Consider the following 17,507-nt stretch of genomic DNA (forward strand, 5'->3'; position numbering starts at 1 on the left):
TCAACGAGTCCTATGGTTTCTGCCAGTAAATCCAGGCAGCTTCATAACTTGCCATGATAGTGCCGTCCGGCTCTTTGGGGTACTGCCTGCACATTGCTCGCAATCTCCCGGGTGCCGTGACCGCTCTTCGCCGACCAGCGCCGCGAAAACCCGCCCCAAGATGGCGAAGCTCACCAGCCAGGGCGATCGGCGACTCGTAGGGTAAACTGATGGTGCGGCTTTCAACAACGGCATCCGGCAACTCGGCACGCACCTTGGCCTGCAAGGCAAGCTCGGTCTCGAAACGATTTACGTGCTGATGATCAGGGTCCGCCGCATGCCAGGCCGCTTTCAGCTCTCGAAGTGTGCCATCCAGCAGCGTGGAGACCATGAGAAATCCACCGGGACGCAGAATCCGCTGACATTCCTTGAGCACCGCACGGGGGTCATCACACCACTGAATCATCAGGTTGCTGAAGATCAGGTCCACACTGTCACTGAGTAAAGGCAGATGCTCCGCATCGCCCACAATCCAGTCAATTCCTCCAGGCCCATTCTCACGAGCCCGCTCCAGCATACCCAGTGACAGATCAACACCGACCAGCGCTCCAATGAGCTCAGTATCAGCGAACTTGCGGGTAAACCAGCCTGTTCCACAACCAAGGTCCAGGACGGTCGAATCGAATTTCTGGCCTTCGCGGGACTGGAGTTTTTGCAGCATGGTATTGCCCATGAAACGCTGCAGCCTTGAGGCACTTTCATAGGTGTCACTTGCAGTGCCAAACCCTCGGGCAATATCCGACTTCAGCGTTTCAGAGACACCGGCCGATGCACCCGGCGGACAGTTCAAAGCGCCCATGACAAAGCCTTTTGCGAGGCAAAGAACGCTTGAATGGCGCCCCAGCAGTCCGACGCCGAGCAGCCGCCTGGCCAGTGCGCCATCCCGGGGATGACCGCATGGCCACTTGAAGCGGGAAGCGAAAGATCACTGGCCCCGGACCTGACCACAATGTCGTTTTCACCCATCACATGGAGGGCCGGCGTGACAAGTGAACGCCATAAAGCCCTCTGGTCGCCTGTTTCCAACCAGGCAAGACTCTTGCAGAGGTGTTCGTGAGAAACCAGGGTGCCTTTTTCGAGCCAGGGTTTGAGTCTTTGCCGCTCCCCTTTTTCATGGGCAGCGCCGTTAATCATCAACAACAGAAAATGCAACCAATACCGCTGGGGGTCCCGCCGGATACCCAGGGCGAAAGCCCGGAAATCCCCTGCAGGCATTCCATGGGGCCAGCTTTCATCGGCAACAAACTTGGGAAAACCACCCAGCGTTATGGCGCAGGATACCGCGCCGGTCTGCCGCGCGGCGGCCTCCATCACAACCTGACTGCCCAGGGACCAACCCATCCAGACCGACGGCTCCGAATACAGCGACAACAGCTCATCGGTGACTTCTGAAAGAGAATCGCAACGGGCCAGTAACTCATCGTCGAGCGACACCGGCACCACTTCCCCGGGCCAGTAACCATAGAGCTCCGACAGCATCTCTGCGCGAACACCCCAACCGGCAACCACCACCAGGCGTGGACAGACCTTACCGGAACTCATATCGCCACGTCCGTCTTTTGAACCAGATGACGGCACTCGGAGAGTACGCTCAACAGACAATCGAGATTCTCCTGAGAATGTGCGGCACTGAACGTAACCCGCAAACGCGCCTCACCTACCGGAACCGTGGGCGGGCGAATCGCCGAGACCAGAAGACCTTGCTCCTCCAGCGCCTGACTCAGTGCCAGCGCATCGTGATTATCGCCAATCATGATCGGCTGGATCGGCGTACGCGACGGCATCAATTCATACCCCATGGCGGAAGCCTCCCGCCGGAACCGCGACACAAGCCCCAACACATGATCACGACGCCCCTGATCCCGCTCAATGAGATCCAGGCTCGAAATGGTCGCCACGGCAAGCGCTGGCGGCATCGCCGTCGTATAAATATAGGTCCTGGCCTTTTGAACCAGATAATCCATCAGCATCGACGGTCCGGCCACGAATGCGCCACTGGTTCCGACCCCCTTGCCCAGGGTGCCAATCAGCACAGGTATATCCTCTTCGGACAACCCCGCTTCAGCAACACTGCCCCGCCCCTCAGGCCCGAGCACACCAATTCCGTGGGCATCATCAACAACCAGTAGTGCATCATGAGCCCGACAAACCCGAGCCAACTCCGCCAAAGGCGCAATGTCACCATCCATGCTGAACACACCGTCTGTTACCACCAGCTTGTGCCCGGACGTCTCTGCCAGCATCGCCTCCAGCGCTGCTACATTACCGTGGGCATAACGCCGAACCCGGGCACGGCTAAGAATACAGCCATCGATAATGGAGGCGTGGTTCAGCCGATCCGAAAAAATCGTATCGCCCCGCCCGGCCAGCGCCGAAATAACCCCCATATTCGCCATGTAGCCGGTCGAGAAAAACAGCGCAGAGCTGCGACCGGTGAACTCCGCCAAACGAAGCTCCAACTGGTGATGGGCATCATGGTGCCCACAGATCAGATGAGAAGCTGCGCCCCCGAGCCCTGTCTCCGGAAGCGCATTGCGAAGTGCGTCGATATTGGCAGGATTATTGGCAAGGCCAAGATAATCGTTGCTGCAGAAAGACAGCAGAGGTTTGCCGTCAGCAACAAGAGAAGGCTTCTGGGGGCCGGTTACCTGTCGGCGCGTCCGGTAAAGCCCAGCGTGTTTACGTTCTTCCAGTTCAAGGGCAAAGTCCCGCACGGGCATCGCTCCAGGTTAGCCGTTGCACTTTGGATCAGATTAGATGCCATGAAGGCACCCGAAGGTTCGGGCGGGCTGCGTGCAGGGCTCTCCGGGATTGTAGAGGGCCAGGGATGGCCCGAAACAAGCGCACAGGGACGTGCTTGTAGCGTATCCCGGAGAGCCCTGCGCGCAGCCTGCTCCCCCGAGCTTCAGTAATTCATTGTAAAATCAGGCAGATTCCCGGGTAGCGTCATAGAACATATGACGAGTCGCCTCATACTCCACGGCCTCGGCAATCGCCTCCTCTTCCTGCTCCTCGGACGCACACTGCTCCCGCTGTTCAGGCCGGATTCCCAGACGCTTGAACAACAGCATATCCGCATCAGCCTCAGGGTTGGCGGTGGTCAGCAGCTTCTCACCGTAGAAGATCGAGTTGGCGCCAGCCATGAAACAAAGAGCCTGCATCTGCTCATTCATGTTCTCACGGCCCGCCGACAGACGAACGTGGGAAGCCGGCATCATGATCCGCGCCACCGCAATAATGCGGATGAACTCGAATGGATCCAGATCTTCCACATCCTCCATGGGCGTACCTTTCACCTTCACCAACATGTTCACCGGCACACTCTCCGGATGATGAGGAAGGTTTGCCAACTGCATCAACAGACCAACCCGGTCATCTTCATCTTCGCCCATGCCCATAATGCCGCCGCAGCAGACTTTCATGCCGGCCTTGCGAACATTGTCGAGCGTGTCCAGACGGTCCTGGTAGGTGCGCGTGGTAATGATGTGACTGTAGTACTTCTCAGAGGTATCCAGGTTGTGGTTGTAGTAATCCAGCCCGGCATCGGCCAGTTCCACCGCCTGCTCTTCTTTGAGCATGCCAAGCGTCATGCAGGTCTCAAGCCCCAGGGACTTCACCTGTTTGACCATGTCCAGAACATAAGGCATATCTTTCTTGGAAGGACTGCGCCAGGCGGCGCCCATGCAAAACCGGGAAGCCCCCTTCTGTTTTGCGGCCTTGGCTTCCGCTACCACCTTTTCAATTTCCAGCAGCTTTTCTTTCTCAAGGCCAGTGTTGTAGTGACCGCTCTGCGGGCAGTACTTGCAGTCTTCCGGGCAGGCACCGGTCTTGATTGACAGCAGAGTGCTTACCTGCACTTCATTCGGGTCGAAGTGCTGGCGATGCACGCTTTGGGCACGGAACAGAAGATCGTTAAAGGGGAGCTCAAAAAGCTCGCGGGCTTCCTGCAGTGTCCAGTCGTGGCGGAGTTCTGTAGCGGTCATGTAAAAGTCCTGTTAACCTTTCCCGGTCTCTGGGTTTACGGATGAATCAGATGATAAAGGGACTGAACTGGCTGTCAACCTTCATGGAACAAAAGGTTAACAGCGTAAAGCAGGGCGGACTCTGCGTCGCCTGCCTTTCCCCCAACGCTTTCAATGGGTTATGCCAGCCTTGCCGGGACGATTTACCAGTTAACCGCTGGCACTGTCGCTGCTGCGCCCTGCCCCTGGCTTATCCATCCTCGGAACTTCTCTGTGGCGACTGCCTGAAGCACCCTCCACCCTTCGAGACGTCCTTTGTTCCCTGGCGTTACCAGTACCCGCTGGATGGCATGATTGGCCGTTACAAATACAATGGCCAACGCAAGTTTGGCCGGCCGCTGATGTCGGATTTCGCCGGCTTGCTTGAGCAGGCATTAATGGATGGCAGCATCACGAGGCCTTCGGCGTTGGTGCCTGCACCAATGGATGCCCGGCGACGACGCCGACGGGGATTCAATCAGGCTCAGGACATTGCCGAGACTATCGGGGGCCAACTGGACATCCCCGTGGCTACCGGGCTGGTGGAGCGCGTCCGGCGGGTTCGGGCGCAGCGAGAGTTGAACCGTGAGGCGCGGCTGGCGAATCTGCGCGGGGTGTTTGAGGTCGTTTCGGAGGTGCCTGAGCGGGTCGCCATTGTTGACGATGTGGTGACGACGGGGGCGACGGTTCGGGTTTTGGCTTCGGTTCTGAGGGAGGCCGGGGCCAGGGAGATTCAGGTTTGGGCTTTGGCGCGGACACCCGGTTAGTGCGATTGACCGCATTTACCTCGGAGCATGCGCCGGGCGGGATAGCCTTCCCGGGATACGCTACGAGCACATCCATGTGCGCTTGTTTCGGGCCATCCATGGCCCTCTACAATCCCGGGAAGGCTATCCCGCCCGGCGCCCAAACTTCATAGGCAGCTGATCAAGCCAGCTTTTTCTGAACAAAATCCGCAATTGCCAGGCAAGATGTCAGTCCAGGCGACTCAATGCCAAACAGGTTAACCAACCCAGTCAGACCATGATCTTCAGGTCCATCGATTCGGAAATCCGCAAAGCCACCATCAGGCCCCGCCAGCTTGGGGCGGATGCCGGCATAGGCAGGTAGAAGTCTGGCCGGGTCGAGGCCTGGCCACCATTGGCGGATGCCTCTGGCGAAGGTTTCCTGGCGGTTTGGGTCGACCGTATAGTCTTCCGTTTCGATCCATTCCACGTCGGGGCCAAAGCGGGCCTGGCCGGCGAGGTCGAGGGTGAGATGAACACCGAGGCCACCGGGTTCCGGGACCGGGTAGATCAGGGTTTTGAACGGTGTTCGGCCGCTGTAACTAAAGTAGACGCCCCTGGCGAACCACTGCCGGGGTTTGTATTCATCAGGCAGGCCGGCCCAGGACTTTGCCAGCGGGACAGCGGCGAGTCCGGCGGCGTTAACGACGTTTTTCGCTTTCAGAGTCAGCGGATGGTCGCCTCCCACGTGGAGACGATGCCAGTGGTTGTCCGATTCAGCGGCCACCACGGGTGACCGGAGAACGAGTTGGCCGCCGGCATCCTCTAGCTCTCCGAGCAAAGAGAGCATCAAACCATGACTGTCGACGATTCCGGTTTCCGGCGACCAGAGACCTGAACTGGCGCGGATTTCCGGGATTTCACGGGTGATTCTGTCTGGGTCATGCAGGGCCAGCTCTACGCCGTTGCGCTCTGCAGCGGCCTGAATATCCCGGAGTTTGCCATTCTGTGACTCGTCTGCCGCTACAATCCATTTGCCGCATTTCCGGTGCTCGACTTTATGGCTCCGGCAGTATTCGTAGAGCCGCTGTCGGCCTTCAACGCACAGTTCCGCTTTCAGTGACCCTTCCGGGTAGTAGATGCCGGCATGAATGATTTCGCTGTTGCGGGAGGATATGCCCTCACCAAAGCGGCTCGCGGCTTCCAGTACAATCACTTCATGTCTGGCTCTGGCCAGGGCTCGGGCAATGGCAAGCCCAACGACACCGGCGCCGATTACAACGGTCTGGTTTTCAAGGACTTCTGTCGACACTTACGCTTGCCCCGGCTCAACTGACAACGCACTGAGCTTACCCCATCCTGCCATCCCTGCAAAAACCGGCCCGGGAAGGCTCAACACATTACTCGAGAGCCCATACCGGTTATACTTGCAGCCGGAAAGTAGTGCATGGAGCCCGGCTTATGATGTCTGACAGGAAGCAGTTTGTTCTGGTAATGGTGGTGGCCGCCCTGTTTGTCGGGTGGCTCGGCTGGCGTGGCTTTGAGGTAATCAGCCTTAATGAGCGACTGAAATCCGATGAAGTAGTTGCCAGCTATCCCTACAAGCACCGGGTGCTCCGGGTGGAAGGTGACACTGCCATTATGAGCTCTTTGCGGTCCCACACGACATCGACCCACAAGGCCCTGAGTGCGGTATTTCCGAGCATGCGCAATCTTGGCGACAGCCATCGGGACTGGCAGCGGGCAGAACGCGAGCTGGCGCAGGTGCAGGCCCGTGCCGGGGACGTGGTTCTTGGGGCGTCTGGCATCAGTCGTATCCGCTGGGAACTGGATGAAAACTGGTACCATCTGCAATCCATGAAATCCAAATACGATACAAGGCTCTGAAACGTCCCTTTATGACCCATGACCCCACAGTTGCGGCATCCTCCCACCCCTATGACTCCCTGACGCCGGATACCATTCTGGATGCGATGGAAGAAGCCGGGTTTGCAGTAAGTGGCCGCCTTTTCGCACTGAACAGCTATGAAAACCGGGTTTATCAGGTGGGGCTGGATGAGGGGGCACCGGTCATAGCCAAATTTTACCGTCCCGGTCGATGGACCGAGGCGGAAATCCGGGAGGAGCATGACTTCACCCTGGAGCTTCTGAAGGCGGACATTCCCGTGGTAGCCCCAATGAAGCTGGCTTCCGGAGACACCCTGGGACGTCACGGCGAATTTCTGCTGGCGGTGTTTCCTCAGCGTGGCGGCCAGGCGCCAGACACCAGCGTGACTGACACCCTCTACCGGCTGGGCCAGTGGCTGGGCCAGATTCACAACATTGGCGCCAGCAAACCGTTTGTACACCGCTCCAGCATGGACTTGCTTGACGGTATTGACGCCAGCAACCGGCTTCTGCTGGAAGGCGGCTGGATTCCGGCGGACCTCAGGCCCGCCTGGGACAGTCTGATCCCGGACCTGCAAAGGCTCTGTGCCGCTCGAATTGATGAAGCCGGCCCGGTGGAAACCCTGCGGCTTCATGGCGACTGCCATGCCGGCAATATTCTTTGCCGCGATGAGCAGATGCTGTTCGTGGATCTGGACGATTGCCGAACGGGCCCTGCTATTCAGGATATGTGGTTGCTACTGAACGGCGACGAGTTCGAGCGCGGCGCCCAGCTTGGCGAATTGCTGGAAGGTTATGAAATGTTTCGTGATTTCAATCGTCGTGAACGCCATCTGATTGAGCCCTTGCGCTGCTATCGACAGATCGCGCACTGTGCCTGGCTGGCCAAACGCTGGGATGATCCCGCCTTTCCACGCTTTTTCCCCTGGTTTGCCCAGCCACGTTTCTGGTCAGACCAGGTTCTCTCGCTTCGGGAACAGCTATCCGCCCTGCAGTCCCTGTCCATCACGGTGCCGGGGCAGTACTGAACAACACTTTAAATTCGTTTGATTCGAGGTAGGCATGAGCCAGAATGAGGCCCGTTACACCGTCCGCAGCCTGATCGTAACCGCTCTGGTTGCGGTCATCGGTACCGTTCTTGCGCTGGAAATGAGTGGCAGGATCAGCCACAGCGACAACAAGGACCACATGCCGGTTGGCGATTTCCAGGCCATTCATGTGACCGAGGACGATCCGTTCCGGATGTCACCCAAAGCGTCGGAATTACATGCGGTCTGCGAAAATGGCTATCTTGCCATTGCCGCCGATGTGGACCCGTCGTTCCGGGGAATCCTGGTGGACTATAAAAACCGGGGCGTACGCTGCTCCCGGCCATCACCGACAGGCCCTGCCGTTCCACCCTCCCCCGAGGTACCAGATTCCAATGGCTAAATCCCGAAAGCCGTCGGAGGCACCCGAGCAGGTGACGGACCGGCTATTTGCCACAGAACGCCGGCCGGAGGATTTCCGATTCGATGCATCGGTAGCCAGGGTGTTCCCGGACATGATTCGCCGTTCTGTTCCGGGCTACACCACCATCATTCCGATGATCGAGGTGATCACCGAACAATACGCCCAGCCAGCCTCCCACTGCTATGACCTGGGCTGTTCCCTGGGCGCCTCAACCCTGGCGATGCGTCACGGCATTTCCCATGGGGATTGCACGCTTGTTGGCGTGGATAACTCCAGCGCCATGATCGAACGCTGTGAGCATTACATTGCCCTGGACGACAGCGCCCTCCCTGTCACCCTGAGGTGTGAGGATATTCTGGACACCGAACTCAGCAACGCCTCGGTAACTACGCTGAATTTCACCTTGCAGTTTGTCGATCCGGAAAAACGGGCCAGTCTGCTAGAACGAATTGCCGATGCCACACTTCCCGGTGGCGTGCTGATCCTGTCGGAGAAAATCCGCTTTGAGTCCGAAGACGAGCAGGCCGTTCAGACCCGGCTGCACCATGAATTCAAGCGCGCCAACGGCTATTCGGATCTCGAAATCAGCCAGAAGCGCACGGCCATCGAACAGGTACTGATCCCCGAGACACTGGCCGCCCACAAGGCACGACTGCTGGCGGCGGGCTTCAATGATGTGGTGGTGTGGTACCAGTGCTTCAATTTTGTTTCCATGCTCGCCATCAAGGCCAACCAAACCATCGAATGACCATGGCAGATTTTGACTGGAAAGCCCGATTCGGGCCAATCACCAATGAACTCGCCGAAGACGGCCTGGATCACTGGGCCACTTTACTCCGGCAGCAACTGGTTCACCGCTTCGAAGACCGCCCCCATGGCGATCTGGATCGCTGGCAGGCCGCCCTGGACCGCCTGCCCAACCTTGAGCAGGTGGAGGCGCGGCTGGACCGCTCTGCCATTACCCTGACCTCCTCGCAGCCCCTGACCGCGACACAGCAGGAACAGCTGGAGCTCGGACTGCGGGGCCTGATGCCCTGGCGCAAGGGCCCCTTCGATTTTTTCGGCACCTACATCGATACCGAGTGGCGCTCTGACTGGAAGTGGGACCGGGTGTCTCCCTACCTTTCAGACCTGGCCGGTCGCCGAATACTGGATGTGGGTTGTGGCTCCGGATACCACTGCTGGCGCATGCTGGGAGAAGGTGCGGGCCGGGTGATTGGCATCGACCCGGGACTCCTGTTCCTGTTCCAGTTCTTCAGCGTCAAGGACTACCTCGGCGACGTCCCCGTCGACCTGCTGCCGATCAGAATGGAAGATCTGCCGGCAGATCTTGAAACCTTCGACACCACCTTTTCCATGGGTGTCCTTTATCATCGTCGCTCTCCGCTGGACCATCTGTTGGAGCTCAAGGGAACACTTCGCCGGGGTGGCGAGCTGGTGCTGGAAACACTTGTGGTTGATGGCCCCGAGGGCTTCAGCCTGATGCCCGAGGATCGCTACGGCCAGATGCGAAATGTCTGGTTCCTGCCCAGCTGCGACACACTGCTGCGCTGGCTCGACCGCACCGGCTTCCGCAATGCCCGGGTGGTGGATGTAACCGAGACCACCACCGAGGAACAGCGCAGTACTGACTGGATGCGCTTCAATTCCCTGCAGGACTTTCTGGATCCAGACGACCCGTCGAAAACCGTGGAAGGATACCCGGGCCCGCTTCGGGCCACTGTGATTGCCGAGAAGCCCTGAACACAAAAAAACCGCCGTGCCTTTCGGCAGGGCGGTTTTTTCATCCTTCAGCGATTACTCGCCGAATGGATGACGAAGCGTAATGGTTTCAATACGATCCGGACCGGTTGAGATCACGTCGATTGGCGCCTCGATCTGCTCTTCCAGGAAACGGATGTAGGCCTTGGCATTCTCCGGCAGCTGATCAACGCTGGTCAGCCCAACGGTGCTCTCACTCCAACCCGGCAGCTCCTCGTAGACTGGCTCGATGTCCTTGTAACTGTCGCAGCCAATGGGCGGCCGGAAAATCTCGCCATTCGGGGTCTTGTAACCGACACACACCTTTACGGTCTCGAGTCCGTCCAGCACATCGAGCTTGGTCAGACAGATGCCGGACACGCTGTTAATCTGGATAGCGTGGCGAAGAGCCACGGCATCGAACCAGCCACAACGACGGGCGCGCCCGGTTGTGGTTCCCACTTCGTTGCCCTTGACGGCCAGATGCTGGCCCATATCGTCAAACAGTTCGGTGGGGAACGGACCGGAACCAACACGGGTGGTGTAGGCCTTGGTGATACCCAGCACGTAATCCAAAAACAGCGGGCCGAAACCGGAGCCAGTGGCGGTGCCGCCGGCGGTGGTGTTGGAAGAAGTCACATACGGGTAGGTACCCAGGTCGATATCCAGCAGTGAGCCCTGGGCACCCTCGAACAGGATATTCTCCCCACGCTTGCGGAAATCGTGCAGCATGTCAGTGACATCCGCCGCCATGGGCAGAATTTCCTCACCCATCTGTTTCAGCTCTTCCAGGGCTGCATCAATGTCTTCAGCTTCTTCCTTGAAGTACTCGGTCAGAATGAAGTTGTGGTACGACATGATCTCCCGCAGCTTCATTTCGAAGTCAGCAGGATTGCAAAGGTCACCCAGGCGCAGACCGCGGCGGGATACCTTGTCTTCATAGGCGGGACCGATTCCGCGACCGGTCGTACCGATCTTGTCGACACCGCGCGCTCGTTCACGGGCCTGATCAATGCGGACATGGGTACGCAGTATGATCGGGCAGGCCAGGCTGATGCGCAGGCGATCGCGCACTGCCACGTCATTGGCTTCCAGCTCCCGTACTTCTTTCAACAGGGCCTCGGGTGACAGGACGACACCGTTACCGATCAGGCAATAGACGTGCTGCCGCAGGATACCGGAAGGAATCAGGTGAAGCGCTGTTTTCTTGCCGTCAATTACCAGGGTATGGCCGGCATTGTGCCCGCCCTGGAAGCGAACAACCGCAGCGACCTTGTCAGTCAGCAGGTCAACAATCTTACCCTTGCCTTCATCACCCCATTGGGTGCCCAGCACAACAACGTTTTTACCCATGATTCTCTCTCAATGCGGCTGCCCCGCAGGACAGGCGTTTCGCAAGTTTACCTGTAAATGAATTCACCGAGGCCCGGGGGCATCAGCCCAGCTTCTGCACGACCCATTGGCCGTTCTGTTTAACCAGCTCCCGGTCACAGCCTCTGACGGCCGGATTAACACCCTCGTCTTCGGGCAGGGCCCGGACAACGGTTTCTGTCATTCTCAGACCGGAGATCACGCCCTCAAGGGCGGGATCGTCATCCGCCGGTGCCCAGACAGCACCCGCTTTGCGTGCCACCCGTTCTCCGAGCGAGACCAGTGACCGAATATCGAGACTGAACCCGGTTGCCGGGCGAGCCCGGCCAAAATCACTGCCAATGGCATCATAACGACCACCCTTGGCCACGGAATCACCATGGCCGGGCACATAGGCCGCAAAGACCAGCCCAGTATGGTAGTTGTAACCACGGAGCTCACAGAAATCGAATCCGAAACTGATGTCCGGGTAATCGCGTCCCAGCATGTCAGATACACGCCCCAGCTGATCGAGTGCGGCATCAAGACTGTCGGACGCCCCCTGCAGGATCCTGCGTGCTTCGCTCAAGGCTTCCGGGCCACCGCTGACACGGGCAAGGTCTCGCAGGCGAGCGCCAGCAGAGCCAGACGCACACTGACCCAGCAGTTCGTCAAGCTCGGGAACCGATTTGCGGGCCATGGCATCGAAAATGGCGCTCTCAGTGTCCCTGTCAAAATCCGCCTCGCCGATCAGGCTCTCGTAGATGGCCACATGGGCCAGATCCAGATGGATACGCGGCAAACCGGCCACCCGGAGTGTTTCCAGCATCAGGCTGATCACTTCCATGTCCGCCGCTTCCGAGCCACTGCCAAACAGTTCGCAGCCGGCCTGGATGGGGGTGCGGCCTGTCAGCATATGCCTTGGACGGGTATGGAGTACGTGCCCGGCATAGCACAGGCGAGTGATCCCTTCCTGACCCAGTGTATGGGCATCAATGCGGGCGGCCTGAGGCGTCATATCGGCGCGCACACCCATCATGCGACCCGTCAGTTGATCGGTCAGCTTGAACGTCTGTAGCTCCAGATCATGCCCGGTTCCGGTAAACAGGGATTCGAGATATTCAATGAGCGGTGGGATTACCAGCTGATAACCCCAGCGCTGGCAGGTATCCATTACATCCCGACGCAGGGATTCGATCCGTCCGGCCAGGGGAGGCAGAATATCCTCTACCCCGTCTGGCAGTAACCAGCGATCAGATACTGTCATGAGATTCCGTTGTCCGTTATATCCGCTCCGGCGCAGTCGGCGGGGGATCACACAGGATTTAAGGCGGCACTCGTTAAAAAGCCCGACACAAAACCGCCAGAATTTTACACGGTTGGCGGGCACAAAAAAACCGGAATACCGAGGTATTCCGGTTTTTGCTATCGGGCTCCGATTTACTGGGCGCCCTGGGGGTCGTTCAGGAATTTCATAAACGCGCTGTTGGAATCGATCACCATGATGTCATCCTTGCTCATGAAGGTGTTGCGATACGCCTGCAGGCTGCGGTAGAAGCTGTAGAATTCCGCGTTGGAGCCATAAGCATCGGCGTAGATTCTGGCAGCCTCACCGTCACCTTCACCCCGGGTTTCTTCTGACTGGGCGAAAGCCTCCGCAAGAATCACGGTTCTCTGGCGATCTGCATCAGCCCGAATACCTTCGGCCAACTCACGACCACGGGAACGAAATTCCTGAGCCAGTTTCTCGCGCTCTGTCGCCATCCGGCGGTAGACGTTTTCGCTGACCTGACCCGGGAATTCGATGGCCTTGACCCGGATATCCAATACCTCGATACCAAATTCGCTCTGGGCTGTCTGGTTTACCCTGTCCCGGAGGGTATGCATGAGCTCATCCCGTTGACCCGAAACCACTTCAACCATGGTCCGGATACCGAACTCGTCACGCAGCCCGTTATCGACACGGGAGGCAAGCAGAGACTGGGCACGGAACTCGTCACCGCCCGTCGCCCGATAGAACTGGTCTACATCCCGGATCTTCCAGGCAATATAGGAGTCCACATCCAGCGGCTTCTTCTCCACGGTCAGATACTGCCGCGATGGCAGATCCATGGTCAGAACCCGAATATCGAATTCACGCACCTGGTCGATGACCGGAACCTTGAAATGGATACCCGCCTGGATGTCGGTTTCTACCAGCTCACCAAACCTTAGCAGAACGCCCCGATGGGTTTCCGGAATGATGTACACACTGGACAGCACCAGCAGGACAACGATAAGGGCGCCTGCAAGGCCCACTACACCTTTAGGTCCCATAATTATCTGCTCCTCCGAACGGTAGTATCCTGCCTGGTTCGCAGTTCCTGAAGAACCTGATCAGTCAGGGTCTGGATGTCCACACTGCCCTGGTTGCTGCCGGAAGAAGATCCGCCGGTGCGTGGCAGGGAGCCCTGGGTCAGGCGATCAAGCGGCAGGTACATCATGTTGCCGCTGCTCTCCGTATCCACCAGGATCTTGCTGCTGTTGGCCAGCACTGTCTCAAGGGTCTGCAGATACATCCGCTCGCGGGTAACGGTCGGAGACATCTGGTAAACCGCCAGCAACTCGTTGAAGCGCGCAGTTTCACCTCGCGCCCGCTCAATAACTTCCTGTTTGTAGGCGTTTGCTTCTTCAATCATGCGTTGCGCCTGACCACGAGCCTCCGGCACGACCTTGTTTCGGTAGGTTTCGGCTTCTTCCTTGACTCGCTGCTCATCCTCACGGGCACGCTGTACCTCACGGAAGGCATCCTGAACCGGCGCGGGAGGCTGCGTGCTCTCCACGTTCACTCGAACCAGCTCAAGACCAGTCCCATAGTCTTTCAGGAATGTCTGCAGTCTTTGCTCAACACGAACAGCCAGTTCCGCACGACCTTCAGTCAAAACGTCATCCAGAGTAGAACTGCCGACCTCATGACGAATCGCGCTGTCGGTCGCGAACGCCAACGCCTGATTCGAGTCCCTGACGTTCAGCACATAGGCTTCAGCATCGCCAACGCGATACTGGACCTGCAGATCAACGGTCACCAGGTTTTCGTCCTGGGTCAGCATCTGGCCGCTGGACTCAGCAGTCCGAACGCTGGTTACTCGCACCTTGGTCACACTGTCGATCAATGGCACCTTGAATCTCAGACCAGGATTCGCGGTCTGGTGGTATTCACCGAATCGAAGCACAACCGCCCTTTCCTGTTCGTCCACGGTGTAAAACGACTGGAAGATGACGTAGCCGACCACCAGGATGCCTGCCAGCGCGAGGATGGCCCCGAAGCCGCCGGCGCTTCCGCCGCCACTGCCACCGCTGCCGCCGGATTTACCACCCTTTCCGCCGAGCATCTTGTTGAGCTTGTCGAGACCCTTTTTCAGCGCCTCATCGAGGTCTGGCGGCCCCTGATCATTGCCGCGTCGACCACCACCGGTACCCCAGGGGTCATTGTCGTTACGGTTTCCACCCGGTTCGTTCCAGGCCATAGTGCTCTCCGTTACTGACTTATAGATAGAATGGCTGCAAATACTAGGGATTTATCTCCGCCCCGGCAATAGCCGTGGCGGTTTCATGCGCGTCCAGCGTCCAGCCTTACTGACTTTTCGTTAACTCCGGCCCGGCTGAGCAGTTGCTGCCAGTCCCGATTCTGCAATCGCACCTCGACAACCGTATCGCCGGAATCGCGGTACTCCTCGCTCAGTACCGATCCCGCTTCATGTAGCAGCGCCCGCAACTTGCCATCCGAGGGACCGAGGAGAACGAAGTGGTGAACAACATCTTCTGCGACCCGTTCAACGATTGCATCGAACAGGCCGTCGAGACCTTCACCGGTTACCGCTGACACCCAGGCCCGCACCGGAACACCGTCTTCATTGCGCTCAACCCGTGGTGTGAAGTTTTCCAACAGATCAATCTTGTTGAACACTTGCAGCATGGGAATCTCATCTGCACCGATCTCGGCCAGAACCTCTTCAACCTGCCCAATATTCTCGTCGCGACGCGGATCGTGGCTGTCGATGATATGCAGCAGCAGAGTTGCCTGCGTGGTTTCCTCCAGCGTGGCCCGGAACGCCTCAACCAGTTTGTGCGGAAGATGCCGGATGAACCCTACGGTGTCCGCCATTACGACCGGCCCGATATCCGGAAGTTCCAACCTCCGCAGAGTCGGATCCAGCGTGGCAAATAGCTGATCTGCAGCATATACGGACGAAGTGGTAATACGGTTGAATAATGTCGATTTACCGGCGTTGGTGTAACCAACCAGTGATACCGTGGGAATGTCGGCCCGCTGACGAGCTCTTCGACCCTGGTTTCGTTGGCGACGCACCTTCTCGAGGCGCTTGTGGATGGACTTGATCCGCTCCCGCAAGAGACGGCGGTCGGTTTCCAGCTGGGTTTCACCAGGCCCGCGAAGCCCGATACCGCCTTTCTGTCGCTCAAGGTGGGTCCAGCCCCTAACCAGGCGCGTGGACATGTGCTCAAGCTGCGCCAACTCCACCTGAAGCTTGCCTTCGTGAGTCCGTGCCCGCTGAGCGAAGATATCAAGAATCACACCGGTGCGGTCCAGCACACGGCATTTGAGCTCATGCTCAATGTTGCGCTCCTGACGCGGACTCAGCGCGTGATTGAACAGCACGACGTCGGCTCCATTCGCAGCGACCGCATCGCGAATCTCTTCCAGCTTGCCCTCACCGACGAAAAATCTCGGGCTGGGCTGCTTGCGGGACCCGGTAACGGTGCAAACCGGCTCAACACCGGCAGATGTTACCAGTTCCCGGAATTCACCGGGGTCTTCGGTGCCATCGTGGGCAGTAAAATCGATGTGGACGAGTACTGCGCGCTCACCGACATCAGGACGTTCAAACAATTGGCATCAACTCCGGGGCAATCAGACTATGAGTGTCATAAAAACAAACACCCGCGGCCACAAGACCCCTCAACAGGACCTTATGGAGCGCGGGTGGCAAGACCGGGAAGCGGATGAATCAGTCTTCAGACTCGCCCTCTCCTCCCGGCGCCTGCTGCGGAATGCGAACATTGCGGGCAGGCACCACAGTGGAAATGGCGTGCTTGTAGACCATCTGGCTGACAGTATTTTTCAGCAAAATCACGAACTGGTCGAAAGACTCGATCTGGCCCTGCAGTTTGATGCCGTTGACCAGAAAGATGGAAACCGGAATGCGTTCCTTGCGCAATGCATTAAGGTAAGGGTCTTGTAACGAATGCCCTTTTGACATGTGTTTTCTCCTGTTTTTAGTAAATGCAGATCGTCATTTGTCAAATTTAAATGTGGTGCGAAGTCGGATTTTTTTCAAGGCTGCCTCAGCGATAAGTTTGTCGTCGCTGTCCAGCCAGTCCACATCCGACCACTTGCGCAACCAGGTCAACTGCCGTTTGGCCAGCTGGCGTGTTGCTGCCACTCCCTTGCTGACAAATGTCTCGTAATCATCTTCCCCGGACAAATAACTCCAGGCCTGACGATATCCGACACAACGCATGGAAGGGAGATCAGGGTGCAAGTCTTCCCTGAGCATCAGTGCCCGCACTTCGTCGAGAAAGCCTGCATCCAACATTTTCAGAAAACGCAGACGAATTCGCTCATGAAGCACTCGCCGCTCCGGCGGCATCATGGCAAGCTGAACCACAGTATACGGAAGCAAAGATGTTTCGTCTGCCTGCCAGCGAGTGAAATAGGTGTAATCCTCAATATCGCCGCCTTCCGCCGCTGCCGTGGGTTGTCCGCCCGAATCGGATTCGGCCTTCCAGAATTCGGAAATCGGCTTACCGGTGAGACGCAGGACTTCCAGGGCCCGCATCAGACGCTGCCGGTTATTGGGATGGATGCGCTCCGCTGCGACCGGATCACTGCCCCTTAGTTCCTCATGCAGGGCCTCCCAGCCCCGATCTTCGGCCTCTTTTTCCAGGGCCAGTCGCACGACAGGACTTGCCGAAGGCAGACCGGACATACCATGGAGCAGCGCTTTGAAATACATCATGGTGCCGCCTACGAGCAGGGGAATTCGGCCAGCAGCCGTTATTTCCGCCATCGCTGCCAGGGCGTCCCGACGGAAATCCGCGGCGGAGTACGTTTCCGCCGGATCGCAGATATCAATCAACCGATGGGGTGCGCGGGCCAGTTCGGCAGCGGTTGGTTTGGCCGTACCGATGTCCATGCCACGATAGATCATGGCAGAGTCCACGCTGATAATTTCGCAAGGCAGGTGGTCACAGAGCGCCATGGCCAGGTCGGTTTTACCCGAGGCCGTGGGGCCCATCAGAAAGATGGCAGGGG

At 58.1% G+C, this 17,507-nt stretch carries 18 protein-coding genes; 6 read left to right on the top strand and 12 right to left on the bottom strand.

Going from position 1 to position 17,507, the window contains the following annotated elements; translation table 11 throughout:
• Window positions 1-10: 10 nt before the first annotated feature.
• The 4 genes from bioC to bioB all read right to left on the bottom strand — a co-directional run bounded on the left by bioC (window position 11) and on the right by bioB (window position 4,022).
• Complete coding sequence (gene bioC, locus ACO06L_RS07115) at window positions 11-838, bottom strand: malonyl-ACP O-methyltransferase BioC (protein WP_202346997.1); 828 nt, start codon at window positions 836-838, stop codon at window positions 11-13.
• Window positions 826-1,581 (bottom strand): carboxylesterase, encoded by a 756-nt coding sequence (locus ACO06L_RS07120; RefSeq protein ID WP_202346998.1) that lies wholly within the window; start codon window positions 1,579-1,581, stop codon window positions 826-828. The genes bioC and ACO06L_RS07120 overlap by 13 nt, the downstream gene beginning before the upstream one ends.
• Window positions 1,578-2,753, bottom strand: a complete 1,176-nt coding sequence (gene bioF, locus ACO06L_RS07125; protein WP_202346999.1) for an 8-amino-7-oxononanoate synthase — start codon at window positions 2,751-2,753, stop codon at window positions 1,578-1,580. Before bioF ends, ACO06L_RS07120 begins: the two co-directional genes overlap by 4 nt.
• 210 nt (window positions 2,754-2,963) lie before the next feature.
• Entirely contained in the window at window positions 2,964-4,022 is a 1,059-nt protein-coding gene (bioB, locus tag ACO06L_RS07130) for a biotin synthase BioB (protein ID WP_202347000.1), read from the bottom strand.
• Window positions 4,023-4,063: 41 nt separating this feature from the next.
• On the opposite strand from bioB, the gene ACO06L_RS07135 reads away from it, so the two are divergent.
• Complete coding sequence (locus tag ACO06L_RS07135; RefSeq protein WP_227715849.1) at window positions 4,064-4,807, top strand: ComF family protein; 744 nt, start codon at window positions 4,064-4,066, stop codon at window positions 4,805-4,807.
• A 160-nt stretch (window positions 4,808-4,967) separates the two neighbouring features.
• On the opposite strand, the gene ACO06L_RS07140 is transcribed toward ACO06L_RS07135, so the two are convergent.
• Window positions 4,968-6,077, bottom strand: coding sequence for an NAD(P)/FAD-dependent oxidoreductase (locus ACO06L_RS07140; protein ID WP_202347001.1), 1,110 nt, complete (start codon window positions 6,075-6,077; stop codon window positions 4,968-4,970).
• A 149-nt stretch (window positions 6,078-6,226) separates the two neighbouring features.
• Here ACO06L_RS07140 and ACO06L_RS07145 point away from each other — a divergent pair, with 149 nt between their 5' ends.
• The 5 genes from ACO06L_RS07145 to cmoB are packed head-to-tail and all read left to right on the top strand — an operon-like array spanning window position 6,227 to window position 9,847.
• Complete coding sequence (locus tag ACO06L_RS07145; RefSeq protein WP_082905036.1) at window positions 6,227-6,652, top strand: hypothetical protein; 426 nt, start codon at window positions 6,227-6,229, stop codon at window positions 6,650-6,652.
• Between the two features lie 11 nt (window positions 6,653-6,663).
• Window positions 6,664-7,680, top strand: a complete 1,017-nt coding sequence (locus ACO06L_RS07150; protein ID WP_202347002.1) for a serine/threonine protein kinase — start codon at window positions 6,664-6,666, stop codon at window positions 7,678-7,680.
• 34 nt (window positions 7,681-7,714) lie between these two features.
• Window positions 7,715-8,083: a kinase gene (locus ACO06L_RS07155; RefSeq protein ID WP_202347003.1), complete on the top strand. Its 369-nt coding sequence runs from the start codon at window positions 7,715-7,717 to the stop codon at window positions 8,081-8,083.
• Entirely contained in the window at window positions 8,076-8,852 is a 777-nt protein-coding gene (cmoA, locus tag ACO06L_RS07160; RefSeq protein ID WP_202347004.1) for a carboxy-S-adenosyl-L-methionine synthase CmoA, read from the top strand. The genes ACO06L_RS07155 and cmoA overlap by 8 nt, the downstream gene beginning before the upstream one ends.
• Window positions 8,853-8,854: 2 nt before the next feature.
• Entirely contained in the window at window positions 8,855-9,847 is a 993-nt protein-coding gene (gene cmoB / locus ACO06L_RS07165; protein ID WP_202347005.1) for a tRNA 5-methoxyuridine(34)/uridine 5-oxyacetic acid(34) synthase CmoB, read from the top strand.
• Window positions 9,848-9,901: 54 nt separating this feature from the next.
• Here the strand turns inward: cmoB and ACO06L_RS07170 are convergent, their stop codons facing one another.
• The 7 genes from ACO06L_RS07170 to miaA all read right to left on the bottom strand — a co-directional run bounded on the left by ACO06L_RS07170 (window position 9,902) and on the right by miaA (window position 17,454).
• Window positions 9,902-11,197, bottom strand: coding sequence for an adenylosuccinate synthase (locus ACO06L_RS07170; RefSeq protein WP_064228650.1), 1,296 nt, complete (start codon window positions 11,195-11,197; stop codon window positions 9,902-9,904).
• An 82-nt stretch (window positions 11,198-11,279) separates the two neighbouring features.
• Entirely contained in the window at window positions 11,280-12,461 is a 1,182-nt protein-coding gene (locus tag ACO06L_RS07175; RefSeq protein ID WP_202347006.1) for an ATP phosphoribosyltransferase regulatory subunit, read from the bottom strand.
• 173 nt (window positions 12,462-12,634) lie between these two features.
• On the bottom strand, window positions 12,635-13,510 hold the full coding sequence (gene hflC / locus ACO06L_RS07180; protein ID WP_064228648.1) for a protease modulator HflC: 876 nt from the start codon (window positions 13,508-13,510) through the stop codon (window positions 12,635-12,637).
• A 2-nt stretch (window positions 13,511-13,512) separates the two neighbouring features.
• Window positions 13,513-14,700, bottom strand: a complete 1,188-nt coding sequence (gene hflK / locus ACO06L_RS07185) for an FtsH protease activity modulator HflK (RefSeq protein WP_202347007.1) — start codon at window positions 14,698-14,700, stop codon at window positions 13,513-13,515.
• 83 nt (window positions 14,701-14,783) lie between these two features.
• Entirely contained in the window at window positions 14,784-16,082 is a 1,299-nt protein-coding gene (gene hflX / locus ACO06L_RS07190) for a ribosome rescue GTPase HflX (RefSeq protein WP_202347008.1), read from the bottom strand.
• Window positions 16,083-16,200: 118 nt separating this feature from the next.
• On the bottom strand, window positions 16,201-16,452 hold the full coding sequence (gene hfq, locus ACO06L_RS07195) for an RNA chaperone Hfq (RefSeq protein ID WP_008170056.1): 252 nt from the start codon (window positions 16,450-16,452) through the stop codon (window positions 16,201-16,203).
• Between the two features lie 33 nt (window positions 16,453-16,485).
• A complete protein-coding gene (gene miaA / locus ACO06L_RS07200) occupies window positions 16,486-17,454 on the bottom strand; it encodes a tRNA (adenosine(37)-N6)-dimethylallyltransferase MiaA (RefSeq protein WP_265103098.1) in 969 nt (322 codons plus the stop codon).
• Window positions 17,455-17,507: the final 53 nt, after the last annotated feature.

It is taken from the genome of Marinobacter sp., from assembly GCF_965229985.1.
Lineage (GTDB): Bacteria > Pseudomonadota > Gammaproteobacteria > Pseudomonadales > Oleiphilaceae > Marinobacter.

Excerpts from the sequence above, each read along its gene's own strand:
- hflK (WP_202347007.1), bottom strand. The coding sequence starts at position 14,700 with ATGGCCTGGAACGAACCGGGTGGAAACCGTAACGACAATGACCCCTGG.
- ACO06L_RS07150 (WP_202347002.1), top strand. The coding sequence starts at position 6,664 with ATGACCCATGACCCCACAGTTGCGGCATCCTCCCACCCCTATGACTCC.
- ACO06L_RS07155 (WP_202347003.1), top strand. The coding sequence starts at position 7,715 with ATGAGCCAGAATGAGGCCCGTTACACCGTCCGCAGCCTGATCGTAACC.
- cmoB (WP_202347005.1), top strand. The coding sequence starts at position 8,855 with ATGGCAGATTTTGACTGGAAAGCCCGATTCGGGCCAATCACCAATGAA.
- bioC (WP_202346997.1), bottom strand. The coding sequence starts at position 838 with ATGGGCGCTTTGAACTGTCCGCCGGGTGCATCGGCCGGTGTCTCTGAA.
- ACO06L_RS07135 (WP_227715849.1), top strand. The coding sequence starts at position 4,064 with ATGAATCAGATGATAAAGGGACTGAACTGGCTGTCAACCTTCATGGAA.
- ACO06L_RS07145 (WP_082905036.1), top strand. The coding sequence starts at position 6,227 with ATGATGTCTGACAGGAAGCAGTTTGTTCTGGTAATGGTGGTGGCCGCC.
- hfq (WP_008170056.1), bottom strand. The coding sequence starts at position 16,452 with ATGTCAAAAGGGCATTCGTTACAAGACCCTTACCTTAATGCATTGCGC.
- cmoA (WP_202347004.1), top strand. The coding sequence starts at position 8,076 with ATGGCTAAATCCCGAAAGCCGTCGGAGGCACCCGAGCAGGTGACGGAC.
- ACO06L_RS07120 (WP_202346998.1), bottom strand. The coding sequence starts at position 1,581 with ATGAGTTCCGGTAAGGTCTGTCCACGCCTGGTGGTGGTTGCCGGTTGG.
- bioB (WP_202347000.1), bottom strand. The coding sequence starts at position 4,022 with ATGACCGCTACAGAACTCCGCCACGACTGGACACTGCAGGAAGCCCGC.
- ACO06L_RS07170 (WP_064228650.1), bottom strand. The coding sequence starts at position 11,197 with ATGGGTAAAAACGTTGTTGTGCTGGGCACCCAATGGGGTGATGAAGGC.
- ACO06L_RS07175 (WP_202347006.1), bottom strand. The coding sequence starts at position 12,461 with ATGACAGTATCTGATCGCTGGTTACTGCCAGACGGGGTAGAGGATATT.
- hflC (WP_064228648.1), bottom strand. The coding sequence starts at position 13,510 with ATGGGACCTAAAGGTGTAGTGGGCCTTGCAGGCGCCCTTATCGTTGTC.
- miaA (WP_265103098.1), bottom strand. The coding sequence starts at position 17,454 with ATGGCGCTCTGTGACCACCTGCCTTGCGAAATTATCAGCGTGGACTCT.